The following is a 21,877-nucleotide window of genomic DNA, read 5'->3' as shown; positions in this document are numbered from 1 at the left end:
TAACGGGTGAAGGGGGCCGCGCCCCCTTCGTCTTTATGACTTCAGGCCGTTACCGGCAGGCTCTGCAACAGGCGCTCGGCGGCGCGTTCGGCCCCGTCCTCCTGCGCCACCACAGTCGAGGCATGGCCTGCCTTGCGCGCGAAGGCGGGCTCCGACAGCAGGCGGTCGAGCAGGCGGATGGCCGAATGCTTATGCCAGCGGTCGAAGGTGATCGACAGGCCGGCCCCCAGACGCTCGATGCGGCGGCCATTATCGAACTGATCCCCGAAGACCGGTGTGACCAGTTGGGGCCGGCCGGCGCGCAGGGCCTGCGCCGTGGAGCCGATGCCGCCGTGGTGGATATTGACGCGGGCGCGCGGCATCAGCAGCGAATGCGGCGCGTAGGGCACGCAAAGGATGTCAGGACCGAAATCGTCATTGAGCAGAGGGCTTTGCCCGCCCACCAGCAGCACGGCGCGCTGACCCAGGGCGCGGGCGGCCTTGGCGGCGTCGCGATAGAAGTCCTCGCCATCATAGACGGCGGTCGAACCCAGGCTGAAGACCAGCGGCGCCGGGCCGGCGGACAGGAAGGCCTCAAGCTGCGGCGGCAGCTCGCTGCGGCGGCCGTCCTCGGAATCGAAGAAGGGGAAGCCGACGATTTCGGTGCGCGGCGGGAAGTCCGGGGCGACGTCGCCGATCAGCGGCGAATAGAGACCGAGCGTCATCTGATCCGACTGCACGCCGCCGAGGCTGATTTCCATATCGACGCCGTACTTGGCGTAGATGGCGCGGATCGGGGCCAGCGAACCCGCCAGTTTCTTCTCGCCGATCCAGAAGATGGCGCGGTTATACTGGCGGCCCAGTTCTGTGCGCGGCGACAGGACCAGCGGCGCGTCCTTCAGCTTGGGCGGATCGTAGGCGGACAACATGACGGCCGGTTGCAGGGCGACGGTGGAGAAGGGGCGGCCTTCCAACCGCGCCGCCAGATGCGCCGTATAGGCGTAGGACGACGACACCACCAGATCGGCCTGACGCACGATGGGGCGCAGTTCCGACAAGCCCTGTTCGATATAGGGCGCGACCAGATGCTTCAGCATGAAGCCGTGGTCCTGGGAGAAGTGGCGGATGATCTGCGCGGCATCAATGCCCAGATTCTGGCGGTAGGTCTCCATGCTGGGGCCGCAGGCCAGGAATTTAAGTCCGGCGGCCTCGACCTTGCCCTCATAGTCGGGGTGCGAGGCCAGCACGACGCCGACCCCGCGCTTTTTCAGCGCCAGACCCAGAGCCATGAAGGGATGAAGATCCCCCAGCGAACCAAAGGTCGTCAGAACGATTTGAGGCGCGGTCGGCATCGTCTAACCCTCTGAATCCTATTGGGATACTTTTTTGGGATCGAATTTCGGAGCCGGGCTCAAACGCATCACTTCGGTCATGTACTTTTCACTTTCCCCCATGAGCGCCAGCGGCAGCGCCTTTACACAGGCGTCGCACAGACGTTCAACCCAGTCCTCGGCCTTGTAGAAGTCCGACAAGACCCAACTATGGACCAGTTCCTTTTGACCCGGATGACCTATCCCCATGCGTCCACGCACGAAGTTCGGCCCCAAGTGTCCCATAATGGAGCGTAAACCATTATGGCCCGCATGACCACCGCCCATTTTCAGGCGGAAGCGTCCGGGCGCAAGGTCCAGTTCATCATGAAATACAAGGATATGGTCCGGCTTGACCTTATAGAAGGCGGCGGCCTCAAGCACGGCATTGCCCGACAGGTTCATGAAGGTCTGCGGCTTCATGGCCAGAATTTTGGCGGGGCCCTTGGGCGTGTCGATCGTGCCTTCGGACACTTCGGACTGGAACTTCTTGCGCACGGGCCCGAAGCCCGCGCCGTCGATCAGGCGATCGATGAACATGAAGCCGATATTGTGCCGGTTCTTCGCATACTGCGGTCCCGGATTGCCAAGGCCTACGACAAGAAACAAGGCGGGCTCCGATCAAGAGCGCATTCCGAAAAATGTGCAACGGTTCTTCGGAATTAAATGCGCAAGAAACAAAGGATTAGAGCACAATCCGATCCCACCGGATCGGGTAGGGCTCTAAAATCGATTCCGTACTGAATGGACGGTGATCTAATCAAAAAAATGGCAAGGCGAATATGAGGAAAAGCACAGGCCGGGGCGGATTCGCATAAGTTGCGCACAGAAATAAAGCCCTGTCCTTGACGTAAGGACAGGGCTTTAGGTTCTTTCTCGCAAAGCGCGAATTAGGCTTCGGCGGAAGCTTCTTCGCTCTTTTCAGCGGCCGAAGCGGTGATCGAGGCGATCACGACGTCCTTGCCCTGAACGGCGGTGACGTCCGACGGCAGGCTCAGGTCGCCGACATGCACCGAAGCGCCGATGTCGAGGCCCGACAGGTCGACGACGACGTCTTCCGGGATGTGGCCGGCCGGAACCTGGATTTCCAGTTCGTGGAAGGCCACGGTCAGGGCGCCGCCCTTTTTCATGCCCGGCGAGGCTTCGTGGTTCTTGAAGTGCACCGGCACGTTGATCTTGATGGTTTGCGATTCGTCGACGCGGTACAGGTCGAAGTGCACCGGCACGTCGGTGACCGGGTGGAAGTCGATCGCCTTGGCGATGACCTTCTGGGTTTCTTCGCCGTACTTCAGCGTAACCAGGTGACCGGCCAGCTTGCCCGTGTACAGGGCCTTGCGGAAAGCGTTGAGTTGGACCGCGATGGCGACGGGGGCCTTATCGCCGCCATACAGGATGCCGGGAATCTTGCCTTCATTGCGGGTAGCGCGCGCGCCACCGGTGCCGGTGCGGTCGCGGAGTTCAACGTCTAGTACGATATCGGCCATCAGCCTGTTCCTCAAACAAAGAGCGCTATGTCGGCATCAATGCCCCGCCCTCTGAAACCTCTTTGGGAGGCGCGGGCAAACACAATCGACACGGCGTGGGGAAACCCCGAAAATCTCAAGAGGCGCGTAGATACACGCTAACGTTCGAAGACGCAACCGGTCAGGAAGCGGAAAAATCCGCTTTTTCGACCCAAATTACGCCCGAATACCCGACTCTAAAGCCGAAAATCCCCCGAAGGCTCAGAAGCGCCGCCCCGGGGGATGTGTCGTCAATATTGCAAAGTCGCTTGCAGGTGAGGGAAGCGATGTTTCCCTCACGCGGATCAGGAGGTTTTCTTTTTGGCCGTGGCCGATGTCTTCTTGGCCGCCGGCTTTTTGGCCGAAGCCTTCTTGACCGGCTCAGGCTTGATGTACGGCTTGGCGTTGGCGTACTTCAGCTCCTCGGTGCCGTCGGCCCTGAGCTTGACTTCGCGGTCCGGGGACAGGTTGAGCGCGTTGGACGACAATTCTCCGATACAGTTGCCGGTATCCATCAGAATGTGCTGGCCGGTGCAGAAGACGTCGTCGAAATGGAAGCGCGAAGCGGCCAGACACTGATTGAGCATCAGTTTCGATTCGCCGAGGCAGCGCGGGGATTGTTGTTCGTTGAGAAGCGCGATGACGGCCGCCTCGTTCGGGCCGGTGCCTTCGCCGAGGATGGAGATGGCGGCGATGGCGAGGGCGCGGTTCACCCCATAGGTATAGGGCGTGTTGAACAGGGTTTCGCGGTCGAACGACGCCGCGGCGGTGCCGGTGGCGCTGAGCGGTTGCGCCGCGTTGCTTGAGGTCGAGGTGGCGTTATAGGCCGCCGCATCGGCCGTCGCTGTGCCGGTATTGGCGTGAGTGGTCAGGCCGTTGCCGGTCAGGGCGGCGGTCAGCAGCCTGGCGCTTTCGTCGGTGACGACGCCGCGGCTGGTCGAGGAGGACAGCTTGGTGGCGGCCAGTCGCGCGTTCGGATCGTTCAGCAGGCCCTTGGACCAGGCCTGCTTCTGGATCGAATAGGCGGCCTGCTTCATGGCCGCGCCCCTTGTGTAGAGCATCTCGCCGTCCGAGGACAGGGCAAGGATGACGCGGCGGGCGGCGATATTGGCGCCGGGGATGCCGCCGGCATAGCCGGGATTGCTGAACAGCTTGGTCACCAGTTCCTGACGCGCGGTGGCGTCGGCGGCATAGGCGCGCAGTTGCGAGCGGAAGGCCGGTTCCTGCATGGCGACGATGGCGGCATAGGCGATGGCCCCGCGCGCCAGTTGCTTCGGTTCGTAGGCGGACCCCTGGCTCAGCTTGGCCTGAACCATGGCCGGGTCGTTGAAATCGGCGTTCATGCCGCGCGCCTGATCGATATAGGCGACATAGACCGAAGCGGCGTCGGAGATGGCCGGGGCCAGCGACACCGGCGGACCGGCTGGCGCGGGCGGCGGCGGGGGAGGTGCGGGCGGCGGGGCGTCGGTCTGACACGCGGCGAGGCTGAGGGCCATTATCGACGCGGTGACGGCCAGGAAGATCGGCCTGCGGCCGGTTCTGGTCGTGAAGCTCATACTATACTCCCCAAAAACTGTTGCCCGGAAAACGGGCCCAAAACGGTTGCCCGGAGGGCCGGACAATGTGCGTGACGTCGGTTGACGGGGCGTGGCCCCAAAGGCGGACAAACGGAAAGGTGCGCGGAAGGCTTTTCCGCATCTGTTTCTTATGTCAGGTGCACGGACCGGGCCGTGGTCCCCACCCGGACAGCGAGGGCATGATACCGGCAAAACGGTCCACCACAAGGCTGTCAGGAATAATTCAACTGACAACAGAAGTCCTCATAAAAGCGCCAAAAATATGGCTTTTTTCGCCGCGGTGGCCGGTGAGTCGCCGCGAAATGGAAATAACATTTACGTGAGACGCGTGCGAAGCGATAAGGTTAATATCGGGCTAATTAAATATAAAAAGGGCGTCCGGAAGGACGCCCCGATAGCTGGTGTTTCGGCTATCATTCGAAGAGTTTGGAAACGGACTCTTCATCGGCGATGCGGCGACCAAGAAGATTAATCAACGATCCGTCGCTAATCGAAAAGCTTGGAAACGGACTCTTCGTTGGCGATGCGGCGGCCAAGAAGATTAATCAACGATCCGTCGCTAGTCGAAAAGCTTGGAGACAGACTCTTCGTTGGCGATGCGACGGATCGCTTCGCCGATCAGTGGCGCGACGCCGACGATGCGCACCTTCGGGTGATTGCGCACGTGGTCGGGGGCTTCGATGGAGTCGGTGATGACCAGTTCCTTGAGCACCGAGTTTTCGACGCGTTCCATGGCCTTGCCCGACAGGACGCCGTGGCTGATATAGGCCGAAACCGAGGTCGCGCCACGGTCGATCAGCGCCTTTGCGGCGTTCACCAGCGTGCCGCCGGAATCGACGATGTCGTCGAACAGGATGCAGTTGCGGCCGGTCACGTCGCCGATGATGTTCATGACTTCGGACTCGCCGGCGCGCGGGCGGCGCTTGTCGACGATGGCGAGGTCGCCGCCGAGGCGGTCGGCCAGGGCGCGGGCGCGCACCACGCCGCCGACGTCCGGCGACACGACCATGATTTCATGAGCGTTGGTGTAATTGGCCTTGATGTCCTTGGCCATGAAGGGGATGGCGACCAGATTGTCGGTCGGGATATCGAAGAAGCCCTGAATCTGCCCGGCGTGCAGGTCCATGGTCAGGACGCGGTGGGCGCCGGCGCGCACGATCAGGTTGGCGACCAGCTTGGCCGAAATCGGGGTGCGGCCGCCGGTCTTGCGGTCCTGACGAGCATAGCCGAAATAGGGGATGACGGCGGTGATGCGCTTGGCCGAGGCCCGCGTCAGGGCGTCGATGCAGATCAGCAACTCCATCAGGTTGTCATTGGCCGGGTAGCTGGTCGACTGAATGACGAAGATGTCCTCGCCGCGCACATTCTCATCGATGGTGACGAAGATTTCCTTGTCGGCGAAGCGTTCGATGCGCGCCTTGGTCAGCGGCATGTCGAGATAGTCGCCGATAGCCTGCGACAGCAGTCGGTTGGAGTTGGCCGATAGCAATTTCATGGGGAACCTGTGGGGCGGCAGGGTGGGATTTCTTGCGGCGGCTTTTAACAGGTGAGCCCTGTGGGGCAAGCCCGATTCGTCGCAAAACCTTAAAATTCTGCCGGGATGTCGGAGGGCGTATGGCAGGCGTCCGAACTTAACCGTTTCACCGGTGCCTTCACTCCCGCAGCATGATGGCGCTGATCAGGCGGCCATAGTCCGGCTCCTGCCTCAGGAAGCCACGGCGATTGGAATGGAACAGGGTCTCTTCGGCGCAGGTGTCGTGACCGGTGGCGGCGACCTGCGTCAGACCGAGACGTTTCAGGCGCATCAGGCAGAAGCCGGGCAGGTCGAAATACCGCTTGTCGGCCGTCCTGCCCGGAATGAAGAAGGCCGCGCTGTCGACATCCTGCGCGCGGAAGGCGTCCTCGTAGTCGGCGGAGACTTCGTAAGAGGCCTGAGCGATGCAGGGGCCGATGACCGCGCGCAGGTGTCGGGCTTCCGCGCCCCTGGCCCGAAGCGCGGCGTACTCGGCCTCGATCATGCCGCCCAGCGCGCCCTTCCAGCCGGCGTGGCAGGCCCCGACGACGCCGTTGACCGGATCGGCCCACAGGATCGGCGCACAATCGGCCGACAGGGCGCCGAGGATCAGGCCGGGCGTGGCGGTGACGAGGCCGTCGGCTTCGGGGCGCGTCTCATCGGGCCATGGACCATCGACGGTCACGGCGATCTTCGAATGGACCTGATAACAGTTGAGAAGGCGGTCTTCGGGCTGAGCGAAGGTCGCGGCGACGCGGCGGCGGTTTTCGAAGATGTTCTCACGCGTATCCTTCGAGCCCTGACCGACGTTCAGCGACTCGTAGGGAAAGGGTGAGACGCCGCCCAGCCGCGTGAAGAAGCCGTGCTGGATGTTCGGCAGGTCGAGGAGCGGGTGCAGGATGCGGGGCAGGGTCATGTGACCTACCTATGCCTCGACGCCGATGGGCGCAAGGCCCGCCAGGGGCAGGTTGCGGGGATAGGTCAGGGCCAGCACCTTGAACAGGTCGCCCATCTCATCCGATGAAATCAAACGGTGGACCTGCCGCGCCAGCCTGTCGGTCTGATCCGGGTTCTTCTGACGCAGTTCGTCGAAGCGTTCGATAATGCCCAGCCGTTGCAGGAACACGCCCTGCGGCGTGATCTGGCTGACGCCCAGACCCATGTTCAGCGCCGTGACCGCCAGCGACGGAAAGTCCGCCCATTGGGTCAGATCGTGCGCGCCGGGTTCGGCCAGAGGATCGGTCTTTTCGTGCCGACAGAGCGCCTGAAGCGTATCGCCGGGTTCGGGCCGGTCGCGGCCATAGTCTATAAAGAGGGCCGCGCCCGTGGCGTCGTGGATCAGCGCGCCGACGGCTTCGATCAGGCGGTTCTGGGCCAGAGACACCTCGCAGACATCGCCGGTTTCAGCCTCAAAATTGGCCTGGAAATCCTTCGGCGCGGGGACGAGGCCGATGACCAGTTCGCCTTCGTGTAGACCGACGCAGCGCTCGAACCAGCCTTCGGGGGCCCGTTGGAACTGCCGCGCGGGCAGGCAGTCGAGCACCTCGTTGGCGATGAGGATGAGGGGGGCGTCGGTGGGGATGTGATCGAGGCTGTCGTAATGACGCACGGTCCCCAGCCTAGCCGTCTGCACGGCGCGCAGCGGCATCGACGGCTCGACCAGACCGATCTCGACGGCACGAGCAAAGGCCGGCAGCGAGCCGAAGGTGCGCGTCAGGTCGCTCATCAGCGTGCCGTCGCCGGGGCCGATTTCGATGACGCGAATCTTGGCTGGCGCGCCGAGGTCCTGCCACGCCTGCATGGCCCACAGGGCGAGGCGTTCGCCGAACATCTGCGACACGAGGGGCGCGGTGATGAAGTCGCCGTCTTCGCCCAGCGCCGGGCGCGTGGCGTAATAGCCTTCCTGAGGGTCGAACAGGCAGGCCCACATATAATCAGCGATGGTCAGCGGGCCTTCGAGCCGGATCTGCTCGATCAGGCGGGTCTTAAGCGAGGCCATCAGGCGCTTTCGTTTCGTCGGCGGGCGGCTCGAAGCCGGCGGGCAGGGTCTTGCCGCTCAGGGCCAGCCAGATCGAAATGCCGCCGCCGATGATCATCAGCAGGGACAGGGTCTGACCCATGGTGATGACGGTCTTGAAAAAGGGCAGCATCTGGGCGTCGGGCTCGCGTACGAATTCGACCAGCACGCGGGCGATGCCGTAACCGGCGACGAAGGTGCCCATGATCACGCCCGGCTGACGCAGCTTGCGATAGATGTGGACCAGCATGTAGCCGATTACGAACAGCACGATGCCTTCGAGCACGGCCTCATAAAGCTGGCTGGGGTGACGCGGCAGATAGCCGGCCGGGCAAACGCCGCCGTATTGTTGAAGGATATACTTGTTACAGAAGACCATGCCGAAGGGGCTTTCGGTGGTGCGGCCCCACAGTTCGCCATTGATGAAGTTGGCGATGCGGCCGAAAAACAGCCCGATCGGGGCGGCAAGCGCCAGAAGATCGCCCAGCGTCCAGGGGTTGATGCGATGGCGGCGGGCATAGAGAATACCGGCGATGCACACGCCGATAAACCCGCCGTGGAAGGACATGCCGCCTTCCCACACCTTGAAGAATTGCAGCGGATTTTTGAGGATCGGCGCCAGATCGTAGAACAGCACATAGCCGATGCGTCCGCCCAGGATGATGCCGAGCGCCATCCAGATGATCAGGTCTTCGAGGTGTTCGCGGCTCAGGGGCGCGGGGTAGGGTGCCCACAGCGCCTCCTTGCGGATCAACTGAGACAGATACCACCAGCCTGCCGCTATGCCCGCCACATAGGCCAGCGCGTACCAGCGCAAGGCCAGCGGACCGATGTGGAAGATGACGGGATCGATATCGGGCAGGGTCATGAATCTACAAACCTGTGAACTCTCGCCAAAGACCTAAAGGAATCATCGAAGGGGGGCAAGAATCGTGAAAAACTTTATTTCTGTCGCCGTTCGCACTATATGCGCACTGTGTGACAACTCATTCTAAGGTCATCTCAGGCCTTTATCCGCAAGGATTTTCCTATGCAGTCGAAAAACCCTTTCCTCGACGAATTCGCCAAGCTGTCGACCAGCGCCATGTCGCTGGCTCAGGCGGCCGGTGACGAGGCCAAGGCGGCCTTACGCGCGCAGGGTGACCGCTTCGTCGCCGATATGGACCTCGTCCGCCGCGACGAGTTCGAGGCGATGAAGGAGGTTCTGCTGGCGGAAATCGCCGCATTGAAACTTGAGATTCAGAGCCTTAAAGCCCCCAGGGCCGAATAAGCCCGTCTTTCGGGAACTATACAGGAAACCCGTAACGATCATGGATCTGCCTCAGGCTGACTATACCGACACGGCTTCGGAACCCCTCGAACTGGTTGAAGCCATCCTTACCGACGAAGGTCTGACCTTCGAGCGGACGCCCGACGGCGAGGTGCTGTTCTCGCTGGCCGGTCTGTGGAAGTCGTACGACATGTGGTTCTCCTGCCGTCCGGAAGGCGAGTGCCTGCAACTGTGTTCGTCGCTGGATCTGCGTTTCGACCCGCCCCGGTTCCCGGCCATCCATCAGTTGCTGTCGCTGGTCAATCAGCGCGTCTGGTTCGGTCATTTCGAAATCTATGAGGACGAAGACGGCGTGCGCGAAGAGGGCCGTCTGCCGGCCAATATCGTCTTCCGCCACACCCTGTTGTCGAGCCCGATGGAGCGTCCGGGTCAGGTGCAGACGGCGCACATGATCAATGTCGCCGCCGAGGCGGTCGATCGCTTCTATCCGGCCTTCGACTTCCTGTTCAAGGGCGCGAAGACGGCGGACGATGCGCTGGAAGCGTGCCTGTTCGAGACCGTGGGAGAGGCATAAGATGCTGGCGAAACCCATCCTTCTGATCGGCGCGGGCGCGCTCGGTTCGGCCATGCTCAAGGGCATGCGCGCGGCCGGACACGTCGCGCCGTCCGACCTGATCATCCTCGACCTCAATCCCGGCGAAGAAGCGCAGGTCTATGCCGGTCTGGGGGCGCGGCTCAATCCGGCCCCCGAAGTGTGGCGCGAGGCCTTCACCGTGATCATCGCCGTCAAGCCGCAGAGCTGGCGCGGGGCGGCGCAGATTCTTGACGGCAATCTGAACAAGGGGGCGACCCTGATCTCGGTCATGGCCGGGGTGCGCACCGAAGACCTCAGCACGGTGTTCGCGCCGCTGAAGGTCGCGCGCGTTATCCCGACCACCGGCGTGGCGACGGGCAAGGGCGTAGCCAGCCTCTATTCCGCCGATGGCGTGGCGCTGCAGGCGGCGTCCGACCTCTTCTCGCCCATGGCGGCGACGGTGGTGCTGGAAAACGAGGACCTGATCGATGCGGCGACCGCCGCCTCCGGTTCGGGACCGGCCTATGTCTACGCCTTCGTGCAGTCGCTGGAAAAAGCGGCGCTGGAAACCGGACTGACCCCGGCGGATGCGAAGACGCTGGCGCGCGCCACGGTGATTTCGGCGGCCCATCTGCTCGACGCCACCGAAGCCGATCCGGAAGACCTGATCCGCAAGGTGGCCTCGCCCGGCGGCACGACCGAAGCGGCGCTGAAGGTGCTGCGTCAGAGCGGCAGCGGGCTGGACGAACTGGTCACCGCCGCGGTGCTGGCGGCGCAGAAACGCTCCAAAGAGCTGGGATAAAAAAAGCCCTCCGTTTCCGGAGGGCTTTTGGTTTATTTGAGGGCCAGTTTGGCCTCGATCTCTTTCCAGTCGACGATCTTGAAGTTCTGCCGCGACCGGGTGGTGGAGGGCGCTTCGCCTTCGGTGTCCATGTCGTCCTGCATGACGACAATGCCCTTGGCGTAGGGGCCGACCTGACCGCCCAGGGCTGCCACGCCGTCTGTGCCGGTCACGGCGTCGATGCCGTTGCCGGGGAAGACCGAGAAACGGCCCTGATAAGCGGGCGCGCCATCGACGCGCCAGACAGCGAACGCCGAGTCGCCCTGCGATGAAGCGATGAGGAAGGTCTTCGAGCCGTCACGCAACAAAGTTAAGCCTTCCGCGTCGGCCTTGATGATGTCGGAGGGCAGGGTGATCAGGGCCGTGCGCTGCGAACCCGTCGCCGGGTCGAGGCCGTAGATCCAGATGCCGACATTTTCTTCGGCGATATAGAGCTTTTGCGTCACGTCATCGACGACGCAGCCTTCCGACTGCGTGCCTACGGCGAAGCGGCGGGTTTCGCTGAGCACCGGCTTGCCGCCCGCAACCGAGACGGTGGCCTGAGCGACGTCGCCGGCCTGACCGATGACGATGGCGACCAGATCGCCGGCGGCGGTCTTGCCCAGACAGAAACCGTAAGCTTCCGAGGTCTTCAACGGCGCGAAACCCCAGTCGCTGGTCTTCAGCGTCGCCGGGTCCAGCTTGAAGAAGCGCACGCCGTTGCCGACGCGGTCCGATGCGGCCACCACGACCGGCAGACCCAGGGCGTCGTTGCGCAGATCGACATTGTTCATCGGGCCGACGCTGAGGAAGTCGATGACCTTGCCCGCACTGTCATAGCTGTAGAGGCCGGCCTTCTTGTCGGTGCCGTAGATGACGACGCGGTTGGAGTCCGACGGATCGACCCAGACTTCGGGATCATCGGCGGAATCGAGGTTCACCGTGCCGACGGCCGCGGTTTCGACGGCGGCCACAACCGGCGTGCCCGTGCCCTGAGTCATTTTAGCGGAATCGGAAATCAGTTCTGGATGCAGACAACCCGTAAGTGCCGTCGTAAGGATCAGCAGAGATGTTATGGTAGTGAAACGTTTATTGAAAAGGGTTGCATAAGCCATGCTGCATCTCCGTTCGCGTAAATCGTAGGTCTGATAGCAATATCCACCCGAAATGCACGCTCTTTTTCAAAAGAAAACGATGTTTCGATATTTATGACACAGAGGGGTGCGGCTGACTTATTGACGTTAGATTTGTTATAAAAATGTCATCCGTCCCGATTACTCAACCCTATCTCACATTAAAGATGGGGCCCCCGCAATGTTTTCCAAACTTAACCGTCAAACGCGCCTGGCAGCGCTCCTGTTGACCTCTTCCGCGCTTTCCGGCGCAATCGTTACGACGGCTGTAGCGGCCGACGAAGTGCCTGCCGCGCCTGCCGAAGACGCGGCTGCGAACGCCGCCATGACCGAAGTGGTCGTCACCGGCCGCCTGCGCTTCCGCGACCGCGCCGAGACCGAAAACCCCACCCTGATCTACGATCAGGAATTCTTCCAGAAGTTCGAGCCGGTTTCCGTCGGCGAGATGCTGAAGCGCGTTCCGGGCATCACCTTCACCTCGGACACGCTGGAATTCGACGGCGTGTCGATGCGCGGCCTGCCGCCGGGCTACACCACCATCCTGATCAATGGCCGCAAGGCGCCCGGCGGTGAAAAGGACCGTTCCTTCTTCGTCGACCGCATCCCGGCGGAACTGGTCGAGCGTATCGAGATCGTGCGCAGCCCGACCGCCGATCAACCGCGTTCGGGCATGGCCGGTTCGCTCAACATCGTGCTGAAAGACGGCGCGAAACTGCGCGGCGGCCTGATCAAGGCCGGTGCGGTGATCAATGACGACGGCAAGGTGCGCCCGTCGCTGGCCGCCGCCTACGCCGGCGGTGATGAAACCAACGACTGGTGGATCGGCGTCAACCATCAGGGCCGCCGCAACCCGAAGAAGAAGTATTCGTGGCGCTATAAGGCGATCAACGACGACTTCGACGATATGGAATATCAGCAGGACACCCGCGACGGCAAGGACACCTCGGTCAACGGCGAATGGAAGCACAGCTTTGAGGACGGCTTCATCCGTCTAAACGGCTTCTTCGTCAATACCGACCGCGACGAAGACGAAATCTCCAAGACCTACGGCGCTACAAACTTCACCGACTTCGACGAGGTTGAGGTGCAGGCCGAGCGCATCAGCCAGAAGACCTACGCCTTGGGCGTCGACGGCGAGTTCGGGCTCGGCATCGGCAAGCTGGAATACGACTTCGGCTGGAACAAGTACGACGAGCACACTACCACCACCGTTCACGTCGGTGAGGAAGAAGACCTCAGCGATCTCGAACTTGATGACGAAGAAACGCTCGACATCGTCGATCAGGAATATAACGGCAAGGTCGCCTACGGCTTCAAGGGCGACGGCTACAAGCTGAAGTTCGGCGTTTCGACCAGCCAGAAGAAGCGCGACGGCGTCGCCGACCCGCTGGGCGCCTACAAGATCGAGGAAACCAACATCGATCCGTTCGTCCGCGCCACCTTCACGCCGACCCGCAACCTGACCCTCGACCTCGGTCTGCGTTACGAAATGACAGAACGCGAGGTCACGGGCGAGGACGACAGCGGTTCCTACGACGAATCCATCCTGACCCCGTCGTTCAACCTGCTGTACAAGACCTCGCGCGACGATCAGTTCCGCTTCTCGGTGGCGCGCACCAGCCGCTCGCCGGACTTCGACGACATGGTGCCGCTGACCGAAACGGAAGAGCCGGCGGATGAGAATGCCTTCCGCGGCAATGCCAGCCTTAAGAACGAAACCTCCTGGGGCGCCGATGCCGGCTATGAGCACCGTCTGGGCACACAGGGCATTTTCGGCGTCAACCTGTTCTACCGCAATATCGAGGACATGATCGAGGTCATCTCGACGGGCGAAACTGTGGAAGACGACGGCGACGAATTCTCGGTCTATCAGCCGCGCAATATCGGCGAGGGCAAGACGTGGGGCGTCGAACTCGACTTCTCCACGCCGCTGGATAATTTAGGCGTGAAGAATACTGGCGTCTATTTCAACTACACCTGGATGGATTCGGAAGTGTCCGATCCGTTCACCGGCGAAAAGCGCAAGTTCAACAACCAGCCCGACTGGGTCTACAATGCGGGCTTCGTCACCAATCTGCCCGCGTGGGATGTGTCGTTCGGCTCGTCCATCTACGGTCGCGATACCGGTGTGGCCTATGCGGTAGACGAGGTTGCGTCGGTCGATTACGATCCGTCGCTGGAAGCCTTTGTCGAGAAGCGGTTCGGCAAGCGTTACGTGCTGCGTTTTTCGGTGCAGAACATTCTGGACTCCGAGAAGGCCGAGGTCTTCACCAAATATGACGGCGACTCGATCGACGAAATCCTGGAGAACCGCCTGAACCACGAAATCGACGAGTATGAACGCGAGTCCGAAAAGTCGGGTCCACTGTATCAGATCACGCTGCGTGCGACCTTCTGATAATTATACCCAGCCCTTAAGGGAAACGCCCGGAGCGATGGTTCCGGGCGTTTTCGCGTTTCAGGACGCTTGCATAAATACCACGCTGTAACAGTTCCAGAGTGCAGTCGCAAAAGCTTTGCAAATATGTCGCCAAAGAGTCGTTGTGTGACACTAGGAGGTGACGCGGGGCGTAAATAGCGTCACTGTGTTATCTGGGGATAGTAATGAAATCCGTCAAGTTTCTCGCGCTGACCGCGGCTGCCGTTGCGCCGCTGGCCGCCGTTTCCATGCCGGCCGTCGTTCAGGCTGCCGAAGCCGCCGATGAAGTGACCGAAGTCGTCATCACCGGCCGCCGTCCGCTGGCCGAATCCGACGCGGCCGCGCTGAAGGTGCAGCGCAATTCGGACTCGCTCGTCAGCGTTCTGTCGGCCGATGACGCCGGTAACCTTCCGGATCAGAACATCGCCTTCGCCATTGGTCGTCTGCCGGGCGTGGGTCTTGAGCGCGATCAGGGCCAGGCCCGCTACGTCAACCTGCGCGGCATGCCTCGCCGCTGGGCGACCATCTCGTTCGATGGCCTGTCGGTCGTTTCCGCCGAAGGCCGCGATTCGCGCTTCGACAATATTCCGTCGGCCATCGCCTCTCAGGTTGTGGTTCAGAAGGCCATCGTGCCCTCGATGCCGGGCGATACGGTCGCCGGCAATATCGACATCCGCACGCGCCGCGCCTTCGACTACAAGGGCCAGAAGATCACTGGCAAGCTGGGTCTCGGCCGCGTTGAGCTGGGCGGCGGTGAGGAAATCGACGCCAACCTCGTCTACTCGAACATCTTCATGGACGGCAAACTGGGCGTGGTGGTGCAGGGCTCCTACTACCGGCGCAACATGGCGACCGAAAACTGGGAGGTCGATCCCTATCTCACCGAGCGCGCTGCCGCGCCGGGCAAGCGTTTCGCGCGTGAGTTCGAGTACAAGAACTATCGCCTGACTCGTTACAACTCGTCCTTCTCGACCCGTGCAGATTACAAGATCGACGAGAACAACGAACTGTTCGTGTCGTCGATCTGGACGATCTTCAAGGACGACGAACTGCGCGACAACTGGATCGTGCGTCTCGATCAGGGCACCAACGCTGCCGGTGTGGGCTATAATTCGGACGCCAACTTCGCGGCCGCCGACCCGAAATTCGGTACGGTCTATGGCGCGCGTCTGAACGCCCGTATCGACTATCGCGACTCCGAAGAAATCCTGGCCACCAACACGGTGGGCGGTGAGCACCGCAACTGGTACGGCTTTGACGTGTCGTGGCGTTTGAACTACACAGCGGGGCTGAATGGTGGCGATACGCCGGTCACCGCCGCCTATCAGAGCCCGTCTTCCTTCCTCGACCGTCCGACGGCGGTCTATGACTTCCGTAATGGCGATCAGAATATCGTGCGCCTGTACCGTACGGGCGGCACCACCTCGGCCCGCACCCAGGGCGATCGCGTTCTGTCGGCGGAATCCTTCCCGATGACGCTTCAGACCTTCGGCCGCAATGCCGGCGGCGAACTGACCCAGGCCTATACGGGCAAGGTGGATTTCGATCGTCAGACCGAGTTGTTCGGCCTGCCGACCAAGGTTGAATTCGGGGCGCTGTACACCACGCGCAACAAGAAGAACGAGCTGGAAACCTATACGGCGACGCCGGCGACCCTGACGGGCAAGGGGCTGGCGACGCCGACCTGGGCCGATCTGGCCATCGACGACCCCTACCGGGGCAAGCAGGTTCTGGGCTACACCTTCCGCTACACCAATCAGGGTCTGACCACGGACCTGATGGATCAGTACATCAACTCTGGCGCTGCGGTCCGTGACATGTCGGCGTCGACCAGCAACTACTGGAAGATCAACGAGAAACAGGCCGCCGCCTATCTGATGGCGACGACGACCTTCGACTGGGGTAACCTCGTTTACGGCACGCGCGTCGAAAACATCAAGAACGAGGGCCGCGCCTATTCGACCCAACTCGGTAAATATGTCGAGACGTCTGCTGACGATACGCTGTTCTACCCCAGCGCCCACCTGAACTGGAACGTGACGGACAAACTCAAGGCGCGTTTCTCGGTGAACCGCACCGCCTCGCGTCCGGACTATGACGATCTGCGTCCGAACTTCACCTATTCCGACTCCAACCAGACGGTGTCGGGCGGCAATCCTGACGCCAAAGCTGAAAAGCAGACGGGTTTCGACGCCTATCTGGAATATTATGGTGTGAGCGGCTTCCTGTCGGCGGGTGTTTTCTACAAGGACATCCAGGACGTGCTGTTCACCCAGTCGGGCGTTTTCGGTTCCAGCGTGTTGAACTCAGGCACCACCGATCGTTCGGGCTACACCCTGACGACGCTGCGCAACGGCGGCGATGGCAAACTGTCCGGCATCGAGCTGTTCGCCTCGCAAAGCGCCGAAACCCTGGTCGAGGGACTCGGCTGGCCCGAATGGCTGGGTGGCTTCGGCGTCAAGGCGTCGGCGACCTTCGCCGACTCTGAGGTCACGGTTCCGGCGGCCAATGGCGTGCCGGCGCGCACCGTCTCCCTGCCGGGCACGTCGGACGGCGTTTATAACCTTCAGATGATCTATGAAAAGTACGGCCTGACCGTGCGCCTCGCCTATCAGTACCGTACGGCTTGGATCCAGGACATCGGCACCTATGCGATGGTCGGCGGCGTTGCGGTGCCGTCTGACAATGGTGACGTGTACTGGGACGACGATGAAGAAGTCGATCTGTCGGTGCGTTATCAGGTCAACAGCAACCTCGAATGGTTCCTCGATGGTTCGAACCTGCGCAATCAGGGCGCCCGTCGTTACGGTGGCGCTTCGACCAACCCGATCGAGTTCGAAAAATTCGGTCAGCGTTACGTGACCGGCCTCCGCTTCAACTTCTAAAGCCGAGGGTGGGGGAGGCCGGTTCTCCGGTCTCGATCCCGGCAAGGAAGCGCCGCATCTTCGGATGCGGCGCTTTTCTTTTTACGCCTGCCCGGGGCGAGCGGGTTTGGCGCTCTTGCGGTTGCGACGAACCCACCAGACGATCGGCGCCGCGATCAGGCCCAGCGGCAGCAGATAGCCGCCGATGGCCACGATCACGGTTAGCATCGAGACCATGTTGGGACCGACATCGGCCACGGCGGCCTTCAGCGGCGCCCATGTCCCATCGACGGCGACCGCCGAAGCCGGACGATAGGTGAGCGTCAGTTTCGACATGGCCACGCGCTTTTTCATCGTGGCGACCGCCGTGCGGGCGCTGTCGATATCGGACTGGATGCTGGCCAGTTGCTGCTTGAGTTCGATGACCTCGGACATCTGGCCTTTGTGCGTGCGCAGCGTCGCCTGAAGATTGTCGCGCAGGGCCGTCTGGTTCCTGATATGCGCTTCCTGATCGATGAGGGCCAGGCTGACGTCTTCGGTGGCGATCGACTGGCTTTCGATGGTCGCGCCCGTGGCCTTCAGTTCGTTGGCGAGGTTCTTGCGGAACAGGCCGATCCATTGCGGCGTGGCGCGCAGGGTCAGGGTGTGGAAGGCATGGCCGTGCCGCCCTTCGCTGCGGCTGGTCAGGGACAGGACCTGACAGGTCGTCGCTCCGGCGATGGTGCAAGCCTCCTGATGCCCTTCCATCATGCTGCCGACCTGCTTGTCCGGCGCGCTAAGGTCGAAACTGTAGTCGTAGGCCAGTTGCGGTATCGAGGCCGGGTCGATCTTCGGCGCGGGCTCGACCGTTGCCGTCGTATCGGGAGCGGCATCCGCAGGGATGGTTTCCTCGGTCGTGGCGGCTTCTTCGGCCGGTTTGCCGCAGGCTGTCAGGGTAAGCAGGGACGCGGACACGAGCAGGACGGCGGCCAAACGGCCGGAAACGCGATGCGACATAAGGTTCTCCCCATGAATGGTATGGACCGCAGTAAGGTGCGGCGAACGCAATGTCGCGCTCGGATCACGTCAAATTCACGGCAATATCACAAATGCGTGATTTTTGCGTGATCAGCGTGTGATGTCTTTGATGCGCCCCGGAATTTCCTACGAAACGAGAGATGAGGCTCTGTAACTTTGTGGCTGGATTGCGGCAAAAACCGTCTTCAGGCGGCGTTGCGGAGAGCCTGCCCCAGCGCCTTCACCTGATCGCGCAGGGCCATGAGGTGCGGCAGTTCGACATCGCCCATGGCGCACAGCATGGCTTGCGGAATGTCTGTGGCCTTCTGCGCCAGCGCCTTGCCGGTCTCGGTCAGGGTAATGCGCATGACGCGCTCGTCTTTGGGGTCACGATTGCGGTCGATTAGCCCCTGAGCCTGCAGGCGCTTCAGCAGGGGGGTGAGGGTGCCGGAATCGAGAAACAGCGGCGTCCCCAGTTCGCTGACCGAACGGTCGTCTTTTTCCCACAGAAGCAGCATGACCAGATACTGCGGATAGGTGAGGCCCAGCGGTTCCAGCAGCGGCTTATAGGCTTGCGCGAAGGCGTGGGCGGCGCTGTGAACGGCAAAGCAGATCTGGTTGGCGACCTGCATCTCCGCAGGGATGAGCGGCGTCGACATGATTTTCTCCTTATCCGACAAGGGATATAACAGGGCAATCAATGAAAATCAATTAAATTGCACACAATGCAATTGACAAACAATTGTGCACAATCTAATTATGCATCATGCAACGACGGCAAGCGCCGGGAACGTTGCCAACAGTAGCGCATCATTCTCAAACGGACGTCTCAGGCGTCCCCACATCTCAAAGGACATTCGCCATGACCACTTCGATCACCGCGCTCTATACCGCTCACGCCACGGCCACCGGCGGCCGCGAAGGCACCGCTTCCACTGACGACGGCCGTGTCTCGGTCAAGCTGTCGACGCCCAGGGAACTGGGTGGCGCCGGCGGCGAGGGCACCAATCCGGAACAACTGTTCGCTTCGGGCTACGCCGCCTGCTTCATCGGCGCGGTGAAGTTCGTCGGCGGGCAGAAGAAGATCGCCGTTCCCGCCGACGCGTCGATCAATGCTTCGGTCGGCATCGGCCAGACGCCGAACGGCTTCGGGCTCGAAGTCACGCTGAAGGTCAATCTGCCGGGCGTGTCGGACGAAGCGGCCCGCGAACTGATCGAAGCGGCGCACATCGTCTGCCCATATTCGAACGCCACGCGCGGCAATATCAACGTCACCCTGATCCACAACTCGGCGTCGGGCGAAGTGATCATCGCGCAATAGGCTTTCGATAGCCGCTTGAAAACAAAAGCGCCGGAGTTTGGCTCCGGCGCTTTTTTTGACCACGGAAAACACAGAAAGCACTGACTTCATTGTGTTGAAATGTCGTGCTTGGAAACAAAAGAAATATGCTTTTAAAGTGTTGCGCGTCCGTTCGCGGATGGAAATTTTCCGTGCTTTCCGTGGTTCTCATCAAGCCTTGAAATGAGGATTGTCGATCAGGTCCTGACCCGTCGCCTTGGGCGGGGCGGTGAAGATGCCGGGCAGGGCGTCCTTCGTCAGTTGATCCAGTTGCGACAGTTCCGACTCGCTGAAGTCGAGATTGTCCAGTGCCCCCAGACTGTCGGTCAGTTGCTCGACCGTACGGGCGCCGATCAGGGTCGAGGTGACGCGCGCATCCTTCAGCGTCCAGGCCAGAGCCATGCGCGCCAGCGACTGCCCGCGCGCCACAGCCAGATCGTTCAGCCTGTGGATCAGGGCCAGCTTGGCCTCGGTTAGACCCGCGCGCACCCAGTCGAGGCGGGCGGCGCGCGAATCTTCGGGCAGGCCGTTCAGATATTTATTGCTGAGGAAGCCCTGCGCCAGCGGCGAGAAGACGATGGTGCCGGCCCCGTTGCGGGCGTTGGTCTCCAGCAGGTCGGGCTCGATCCAGCGGTCGAGCAGGCTGTAATTGGGCTGGCTGATCAGCAGCGGCACGCTCAGCGATTTGAGGATGTCGGCGGCCTTTTGCGTCAGGTTCGGACCATAGTTGGAAATGCCGACATAGAGCGCCTTGCCCTGCTGAACCAGTGTGGCCAATGCGCCCATCGTCTCTTCCAGCGGCGTGTGCGGGTCGGGGCGGTGCGAATAGAAGATGTCGAGATAGTCGAGACCCATGCGCTTCAGGCTCTGGTCGCATGAGGCGATCAGGTGCTTGCGCGTGCCGGTCATTGAGCCGTAGGGGCCGTCCCACATCTGCCAGCCGGCCTTGGACGAAATGATCAGCTCATCGCGATAAGGCTTGAAATCCTCAGCGAAAATCCGCCTGAAGTTGCGCTCGGCCGATCCGGGTGGCGGGCCGTAATTATTCGCCAGATCGAAATGGGTGATGCCGCGATCAAAGGCGCTGCGCAGCAGGGCGCGCTGAGTGTCCAGCGCGTCGATGTCGCCGAAATTATGCCACAGCCCCAATGATATGGCAGGGAGTCTTAACCCCGATGCGCCGCAGCGGCGGTAGGGCATGGCGTCGTAGCGCGTGGCGGCGGCGGAATAGGTCATGAAACGCTCCCGGTTTTGATTGTCGATATCGCTAAAATGATTTAGGCGGCAAGGGAAGTGGGGATAAGCGATGAGTCTCGAAAACTGGACGCCGCGTCCGCGACCGGCGGCGAAGACGATTTTGGGCCGCTATGGCCGCCTGGAGGCGCTCGACTGGAAGCGCCACCGGGCGGGTCTGTATGCTGTGGCCGGCGGCGAGGGGAATGCCGCGCTGTGGCACCATATGCCGCTCGGTCCCTATATCGGCGAGGCGGCGTTCGAGCGCGAATTCGAAGCCAGGCGCGCGCAGGACGGTTGGGAAACGCAGGTTATCCTCGATCCGCGCGGCACGGTCATGGGCATGGCGTCTTTTGCCCGCATTCGCGAAGCCTATGGCAGTGTTGAAATCGGGGCCGTGCTGTTCGGGCGCGGGCTGCAACGTACGGCGCTGGCTACCGAAGCGGTCTTCCTGATGGCCAGCTATGTGTTCGACGAGCTGGGCTATCGCCGCTTCGAATGGAAGTGTCATTCGGCCAATACCGCCTCGATGCGCGCGGCGGAGCGCTTTGGTTTTACGTACGAAGGCACGTTTCGCAACGATATGGTGATGAAGGGCGAGAACCGCGACACGGCGTGGTTCTCAATCATTGATACGGAGTGGCCGCGTATCCGTTCGGCCTACGAGGCCTGGCTCGATCCGGCCAATTTCGACGGCGCAGGGCGTCAGATTTTCCGGCTCAAGACAAAATAATTTGGGTCGATGTCACAGCCGCTCCGGCTGGCTCGTCTTGCTTTCGACGCCGCACTCATGCGGTCGATGAAAGGAGACTTCCAATGTCGCAACGTATCAATGGCTATGCCGTCACCCCCGAAGCCTACAAGGCCAAGGCGGCCCTAGAAGACTATTTCAAGACCACAGCGATCGAGCCGTCGCTGATCCACCTGATCAAGGTGCGCGTATCGCAAATCAATCATTGCGCCTACTGCCTGCACATGCACCGCGAGGAAGCGCTGAAGGACGGCGATACGGAGAAGCGCCTGCTGCTTCTCAATGCGTGGCGCGAGTCGGGCCTGTTCACGCCCCGCGAGCGTGCCGCCCTGGGCTGGGCCGAGAGCCTGACCCATATCTCGGCCACCGAAGCCCCCGACGCCGATTATGAGGCCATGCGGTTTGAGTTTAATGAAAAGGACGCGGTTGACCTAACTTTCCTGATCGCGCAGATCAACGGCTGGAACCGCATCGCCGTGTCGCTGCGGCAGGTTCATCCGCAAGACCGGGCGCGTTGAGG

20 protein-coding genes are annotated in these 21,877 nt (G+C 61.7%); 8 read left to right on the top strand and 12 right to left on the bottom strand.

Annotated elements, in window-relative coordinates; genetic code table 11:
- Window positions 1-41: 41 nt before the first annotated feature.
- From LH365_RS09355 to lgt, 8 genes are all read right to left on the bottom strand, one after another.
- A complete protein-coding gene (locus LH365_RS09355; RefSeq protein ID WP_226743376.1) occupies window positions 42-1,331 on the bottom strand; it encodes a glycosyltransferase in 1,290 nt (429 codons plus the stop codon).
- 18 nt (window positions 1,332-1,349) lie between these two features.
- Window positions 1,350-1,958, bottom strand: coding sequence for an aminoacyl-tRNA hydrolase (gene pth, locus LH365_RS09350; protein ID WP_226743375.1), 609 nt, complete (start codon window positions 1,956-1,958; stop codon window positions 1,350-1,352).
- A 281-nt stretch (window positions 1,959-2,239) separates the two neighbouring features.
- Complete coding sequence (locus tag LH365_RS09345) at window positions 2,240-2,833, bottom strand: 50S ribosomal protein L25/general stress protein Ctc (RefSeq protein ID WP_226743374.1); 594 nt, start codon at window positions 2,831-2,833, stop codon at window positions 2,240-2,242.
- Between the two features lie 323 nt (window positions 2,834-3,156).
- Complete coding sequence (locus LH365_RS09340; RefSeq protein WP_226743373.1) at window positions 3,157-4,407, bottom strand: hypothetical protein; 1,251 nt, start codon at window positions 4,405-4,407, stop codon at window positions 3,157-3,159.
- 580 nt (window positions 4,408-4,987) lie between these two features.
- Window positions 4,988-5,923, bottom strand: a complete 936-nt coding sequence (locus LH365_RS09335; protein ID WP_226743372.1) for a ribose-phosphate pyrophosphokinase — start codon at window positions 5,921-5,923, stop codon at window positions 4,988-4,990.
- 157 nt (window positions 5,924-6,080) lie between these two features.
- Window positions 6,081-6,857, bottom strand: a complete 777-nt coding sequence (gene pgeF, locus LH365_RS09330) for a peptidoglycan editing factor PgeF (protein WP_226743371.1) — start codon at window positions 6,855-6,857, stop codon at window positions 6,081-6,083.
- 9 nt (window positions 6,858-6,866) lie between these two features.
- Window positions 6,867-7,940 (bottom strand): class I SAM-dependent methyltransferase, encoded by a 1,074-nt coding sequence (locus LH365_RS09325; protein ID WP_226743370.1) that lies wholly within the window; start codon window positions 7,938-7,940, stop codon window positions 6,867-6,869.
- Window positions 7,927-8,826, bottom strand: coding sequence for a prolipoprotein diacylglyceryl transferase (gene lgt / locus LH365_RS09320; protein ID WP_226743369.1), 900 nt, complete (start codon window positions 8,824-8,826; stop codon window positions 7,927-7,929). The genes LH365_RS09325 and lgt overlap by 14 nt, the downstream gene beginning before the upstream one ends.
- Before the next feature lie 162 nt (window positions 8,827-8,988).
- Between lgt and LH365_RS09315 the strand changes: the two genes are divergently transcribed.
- From LH365_RS09315 to proC, 3 genes are read left to right on the top strand one after another with little or no spacing between them, the layout of a single operon-like run.
- The gene (locus LH365_RS09315) at window positions 8,989-9,228 is read left to right on the top strand and encodes an accessory factor UbiK family protein (RefSeq protein WP_226743368.1); all 240 of its coding nucleotides are present in this window, start codon (window positions 8,989-8,991) and stop codon (window positions 9,226-9,228) included.
- Window positions 9,229-9,268: 40 nt separating this feature from the next.
- Complete coding sequence (locus LH365_RS09310) at window positions 9,269-9,802, top strand: YbjN domain-containing protein (protein ID WP_226743367.1); 534 nt, start codon at window positions 9,269-9,271, stop codon at window positions 9,800-9,802.
- Window position 9,803: 1 nt separating this feature from the next.
- Entirely contained in the window at window positions 9,804-10,604 is an 801-nt protein-coding gene (gene proC, locus LH365_RS09305; RefSeq protein WP_226743366.1) for a pyrroline-5-carboxylate reductase, read from the top strand.
- Window positions 10,605-10,636: 32 nt separating this feature from the next.
- Here proC and LH365_RS09300 read toward each other — a convergent pair whose 3' ends face one another.
- Complete coding sequence (locus tag LH365_RS09300; RefSeq protein ID WP_255606565.1) at window positions 10,637-11,623, bottom strand: phytase; 987 nt, start codon at window positions 11,621-11,623, stop codon at window positions 10,637-10,639.
- Window positions 11,624-11,936: 313 nt separating this feature from the next.
- On the opposite strand from LH365_RS09300, the gene LH365_RS09295 reads away from it, so the two are divergent.
- Window positions 11,937-14,153 (top strand): TonB-dependent siderophore receptor, encoded by a 2,217-nt coding sequence (locus LH365_RS09295; RefSeq protein ID WP_226743364.1) that lies wholly within the window; start codon window positions 11,937-11,939, stop codon window positions 14,151-14,153.
- Between the two features lie 206 nt (window positions 14,154-14,359).
- A complete protein-coding gene (locus tag LH365_RS09290) occupies window positions 14,360-17,059 on the top strand; it encodes a TonB-dependent receptor (RefSeq protein WP_226743363.1) in 2,700 nt (899 codons plus the stop codon).
- An 81-nt stretch (window positions 17,060-17,140) separates the two neighbouring features.
- On the opposite strand, the gene LH365_RS09285 is transcribed toward LH365_RS09290, so the two are convergent.
- Entirely contained in the window at window positions 17,141-18,034 is an 894-nt protein-coding gene (locus LH365_RS09285; RefSeq protein ID WP_226743362.1) for a DUF4349 domain-containing protein, read from the bottom strand.
- Window positions 18,035-18,240: 206 nt separating this feature from the next.
- A complete protein-coding gene (locus tag LH365_RS09280; RefSeq protein ID WP_226743361.1) occupies window positions 18,241-18,693 on the bottom strand; it encodes a MarR family winged helix-turn-helix transcriptional regulator in 453 nt (150 codons plus the stop codon).
- Window positions 18,694-18,896: 203 nt separating this feature from the next.
- On the opposite strand from LH365_RS09280, the gene LH365_RS09275 reads away from it, so the two are divergent.
- Window positions 18,897-19,355, top strand: coding sequence for an organic hydroperoxide resistance protein (locus tag LH365_RS09275; protein ID WP_226743360.1), 459 nt, complete (start codon window positions 18,897-18,899; stop codon window positions 19,353-19,355).
- 189 nt (window positions 19,356-19,544) lie between these two features.
- On the opposite strand, the gene mgrA is transcribed toward LH365_RS09275, so the two are convergent.
- Window positions 19,545-20,609 carry an L-glyceraldehyde 3-phosphate reductase gene (gene mgrA, locus LH365_RS09270; RefSeq protein ID WP_226743359.1) on the bottom strand — a complete coding sequence of 355 codons (1,065 nt, stop codon included), beginning with the start codon at window positions 20,607-20,609 and terminating at the stop codon, window positions 19,545-19,547.
- A 70-nt stretch (window positions 20,610-20,679) separates the two neighbouring features.
- Here mgrA and LH365_RS09265 point away from each other — a divergent pair, with 70 nt between their 5' ends.
- The gene (locus LH365_RS09265; protein WP_226743358.1) at window positions 20,680-21,339 is read left to right on the top strand and encodes a GNAT family N-acetyltransferase; all 660 of its coding nucleotides are present in this window, start codon (window positions 20,680-20,682) and stop codon (window positions 21,337-21,339) included.
- Between the two features lie 83 nt (window positions 21,340-21,422).
- Window positions 21,423-21,875 (top strand): carboxymuconolactone decarboxylase family protein, encoded by a 453-nt coding sequence (locus tag LH365_RS09260; protein WP_226743357.1) that lies wholly within the window; start codon window positions 21,423-21,425, stop codon window positions 21,873-21,875.
- Window positions 21,876-21,877: the final 2 nt, after the last annotated feature.

Source organism: Asticcacaulis sp. AND118 (assembly GCF_020535245.1).
Taxonomy (GTDB): domain Bacteria; phylum Pseudomonadota; class Alphaproteobacteria; order Caulobacterales; family Caulobacteraceae; genus Asticcacaulis.
Note: the sequence above shows the minus strand (reverse complement) of the source record. Positions and strands in the feature narration are given on the sequence as shown.

What these genes read in the sequence shown, in the direction of transcription:
- LH365_RS09355 (WP_226743376.1), bottom strand. Translation starts at nt 1,331, where the DNA reads ATGCCGACCGCGCCTCAAATCGTTCTGACGACCTTTGGTTCGCTGGGG.
- LH365_RS09345 (WP_226743374.1), bottom strand. Translation starts at nt 2,833, where the DNA reads ATGGCCGATATCGTACTAGACGTTGAACTCCGCGACCGCACCGGCACC.
- LH365_RS09340 (WP_226743373.1), bottom strand. Translation starts at nt 4,407, where the DNA reads ATGAGCTTCACGACCAGAACCGGCCGCAGGCCGATCTTCCTGGCCGTC.
- LH365_RS09335 (WP_226743372.1), bottom strand. Translation starts at nt 5,923, where the DNA reads ATGAAATTGCTATCGGCCAACTCCAACCGACTGCTGTCGCAGGCTATC.
- pgeF (WP_226743371.1), bottom strand. Translation starts at nt 6,857, where the DNA reads ATGACCCTGCCCCGCATCCTGCACCCGCTCCTCGACCTGCCGAACATC.
- LH365_RS09325 (WP_226743370.1), bottom strand. Translation starts at nt 7,940, where the DNA reads ATGGCCTCGCTTAAGACCCGCCTGATCGAGCAGATCCGGCTCGAAGGC.
- lgt (WP_226743369.1), bottom strand. Translation starts at nt 8,826, where the DNA reads ATGACCCTGCCCGATATCGATCCCGTCATCTTCCACATCGGTCCGCTG.
- LH365_RS09315 (WP_226743368.1), top strand. Translation starts at nt 8,989, where the DNA reads ATGCAGTCGAAAAACCCTTTCCTCGACGAATTCGCCAAGCTGTCGACC.
- LH365_RS09310 (WP_226743367.1), top strand. Translation starts at nt 9,269, where the DNA reads ATGGATCTGCCTCAGGCTGACTATACCGACACGGCTTCGGAACCCCTC.
- proC (WP_226743366.1), top strand. Translation starts at nt 9,804, where the DNA reads ATGCTGGCGAAACCCATCCTTCTGATCGGCGCGGGCGCGCTCGGTTCG.
- LH365_RS09300 (WP_255606565.1), bottom strand. Translation starts at nt 11,623, where the DNA reads ATGACTCAGGGCACGGGCACGCCGGTTGTGGCCGCCGTCGAAACCGCG.
- LH365_RS09295 (WP_226743364.1), top strand. Translation starts at nt 11,937, where the DNA reads ATGTTTTCCAAACTTAACCGTCAAACGCGCCTGGCAGCGCTCCTGTTG.
- LH365_RS09290 (WP_226743363.1), top strand. Translation starts at nt 14,360, where the DNA reads ATGAAATCCGTCAAGTTTCTCGCGCTGACCGCGGCTGCCGTTGCGCCG.
- LH365_RS09285 (WP_226743362.1), bottom strand. Translation starts at nt 18,034, where the DNA reads ATGTCGCATCGCGTTTCCGGCCGTTTGGCCGCCGTCCTGCTCGTGTCC.
- LH365_RS09280 (WP_226743361.1), bottom strand. Translation starts at nt 18,693, where the DNA reads ATGTCGACGCCGCTCATCCCTGCGGAGATGCAGGTCGCCAACCAGATC.
- LH365_RS09275 (WP_226743360.1), top strand. Translation starts at nt 18,897, where the DNA reads ATGACCACTTCGATCACCGCGCTCTATACCGCTCACGCCACGGCCACC.
- mgrA (WP_226743359.1), bottom strand. Translation starts at nt 20,609, where the DNA reads ATGACCTATTCCGCCGCCGCCACGCGCTACGACGCCATGCCCTACCGC.
- LH365_RS09265 (WP_226743358.1), top strand. Translation starts at nt 20,680, where the DNA reads ATGAGTCTCGAAAACTGGACGCCGCGTCCGCGACCGGCGGCGAAGACG.
- LH365_RS09260 (WP_226743357.1), top strand. Translation starts at nt 21,423, where the DNA reads ATGTCGCAACGTATCAATGGCTATGCCGTCACCCCCGAAGCCTACAAG.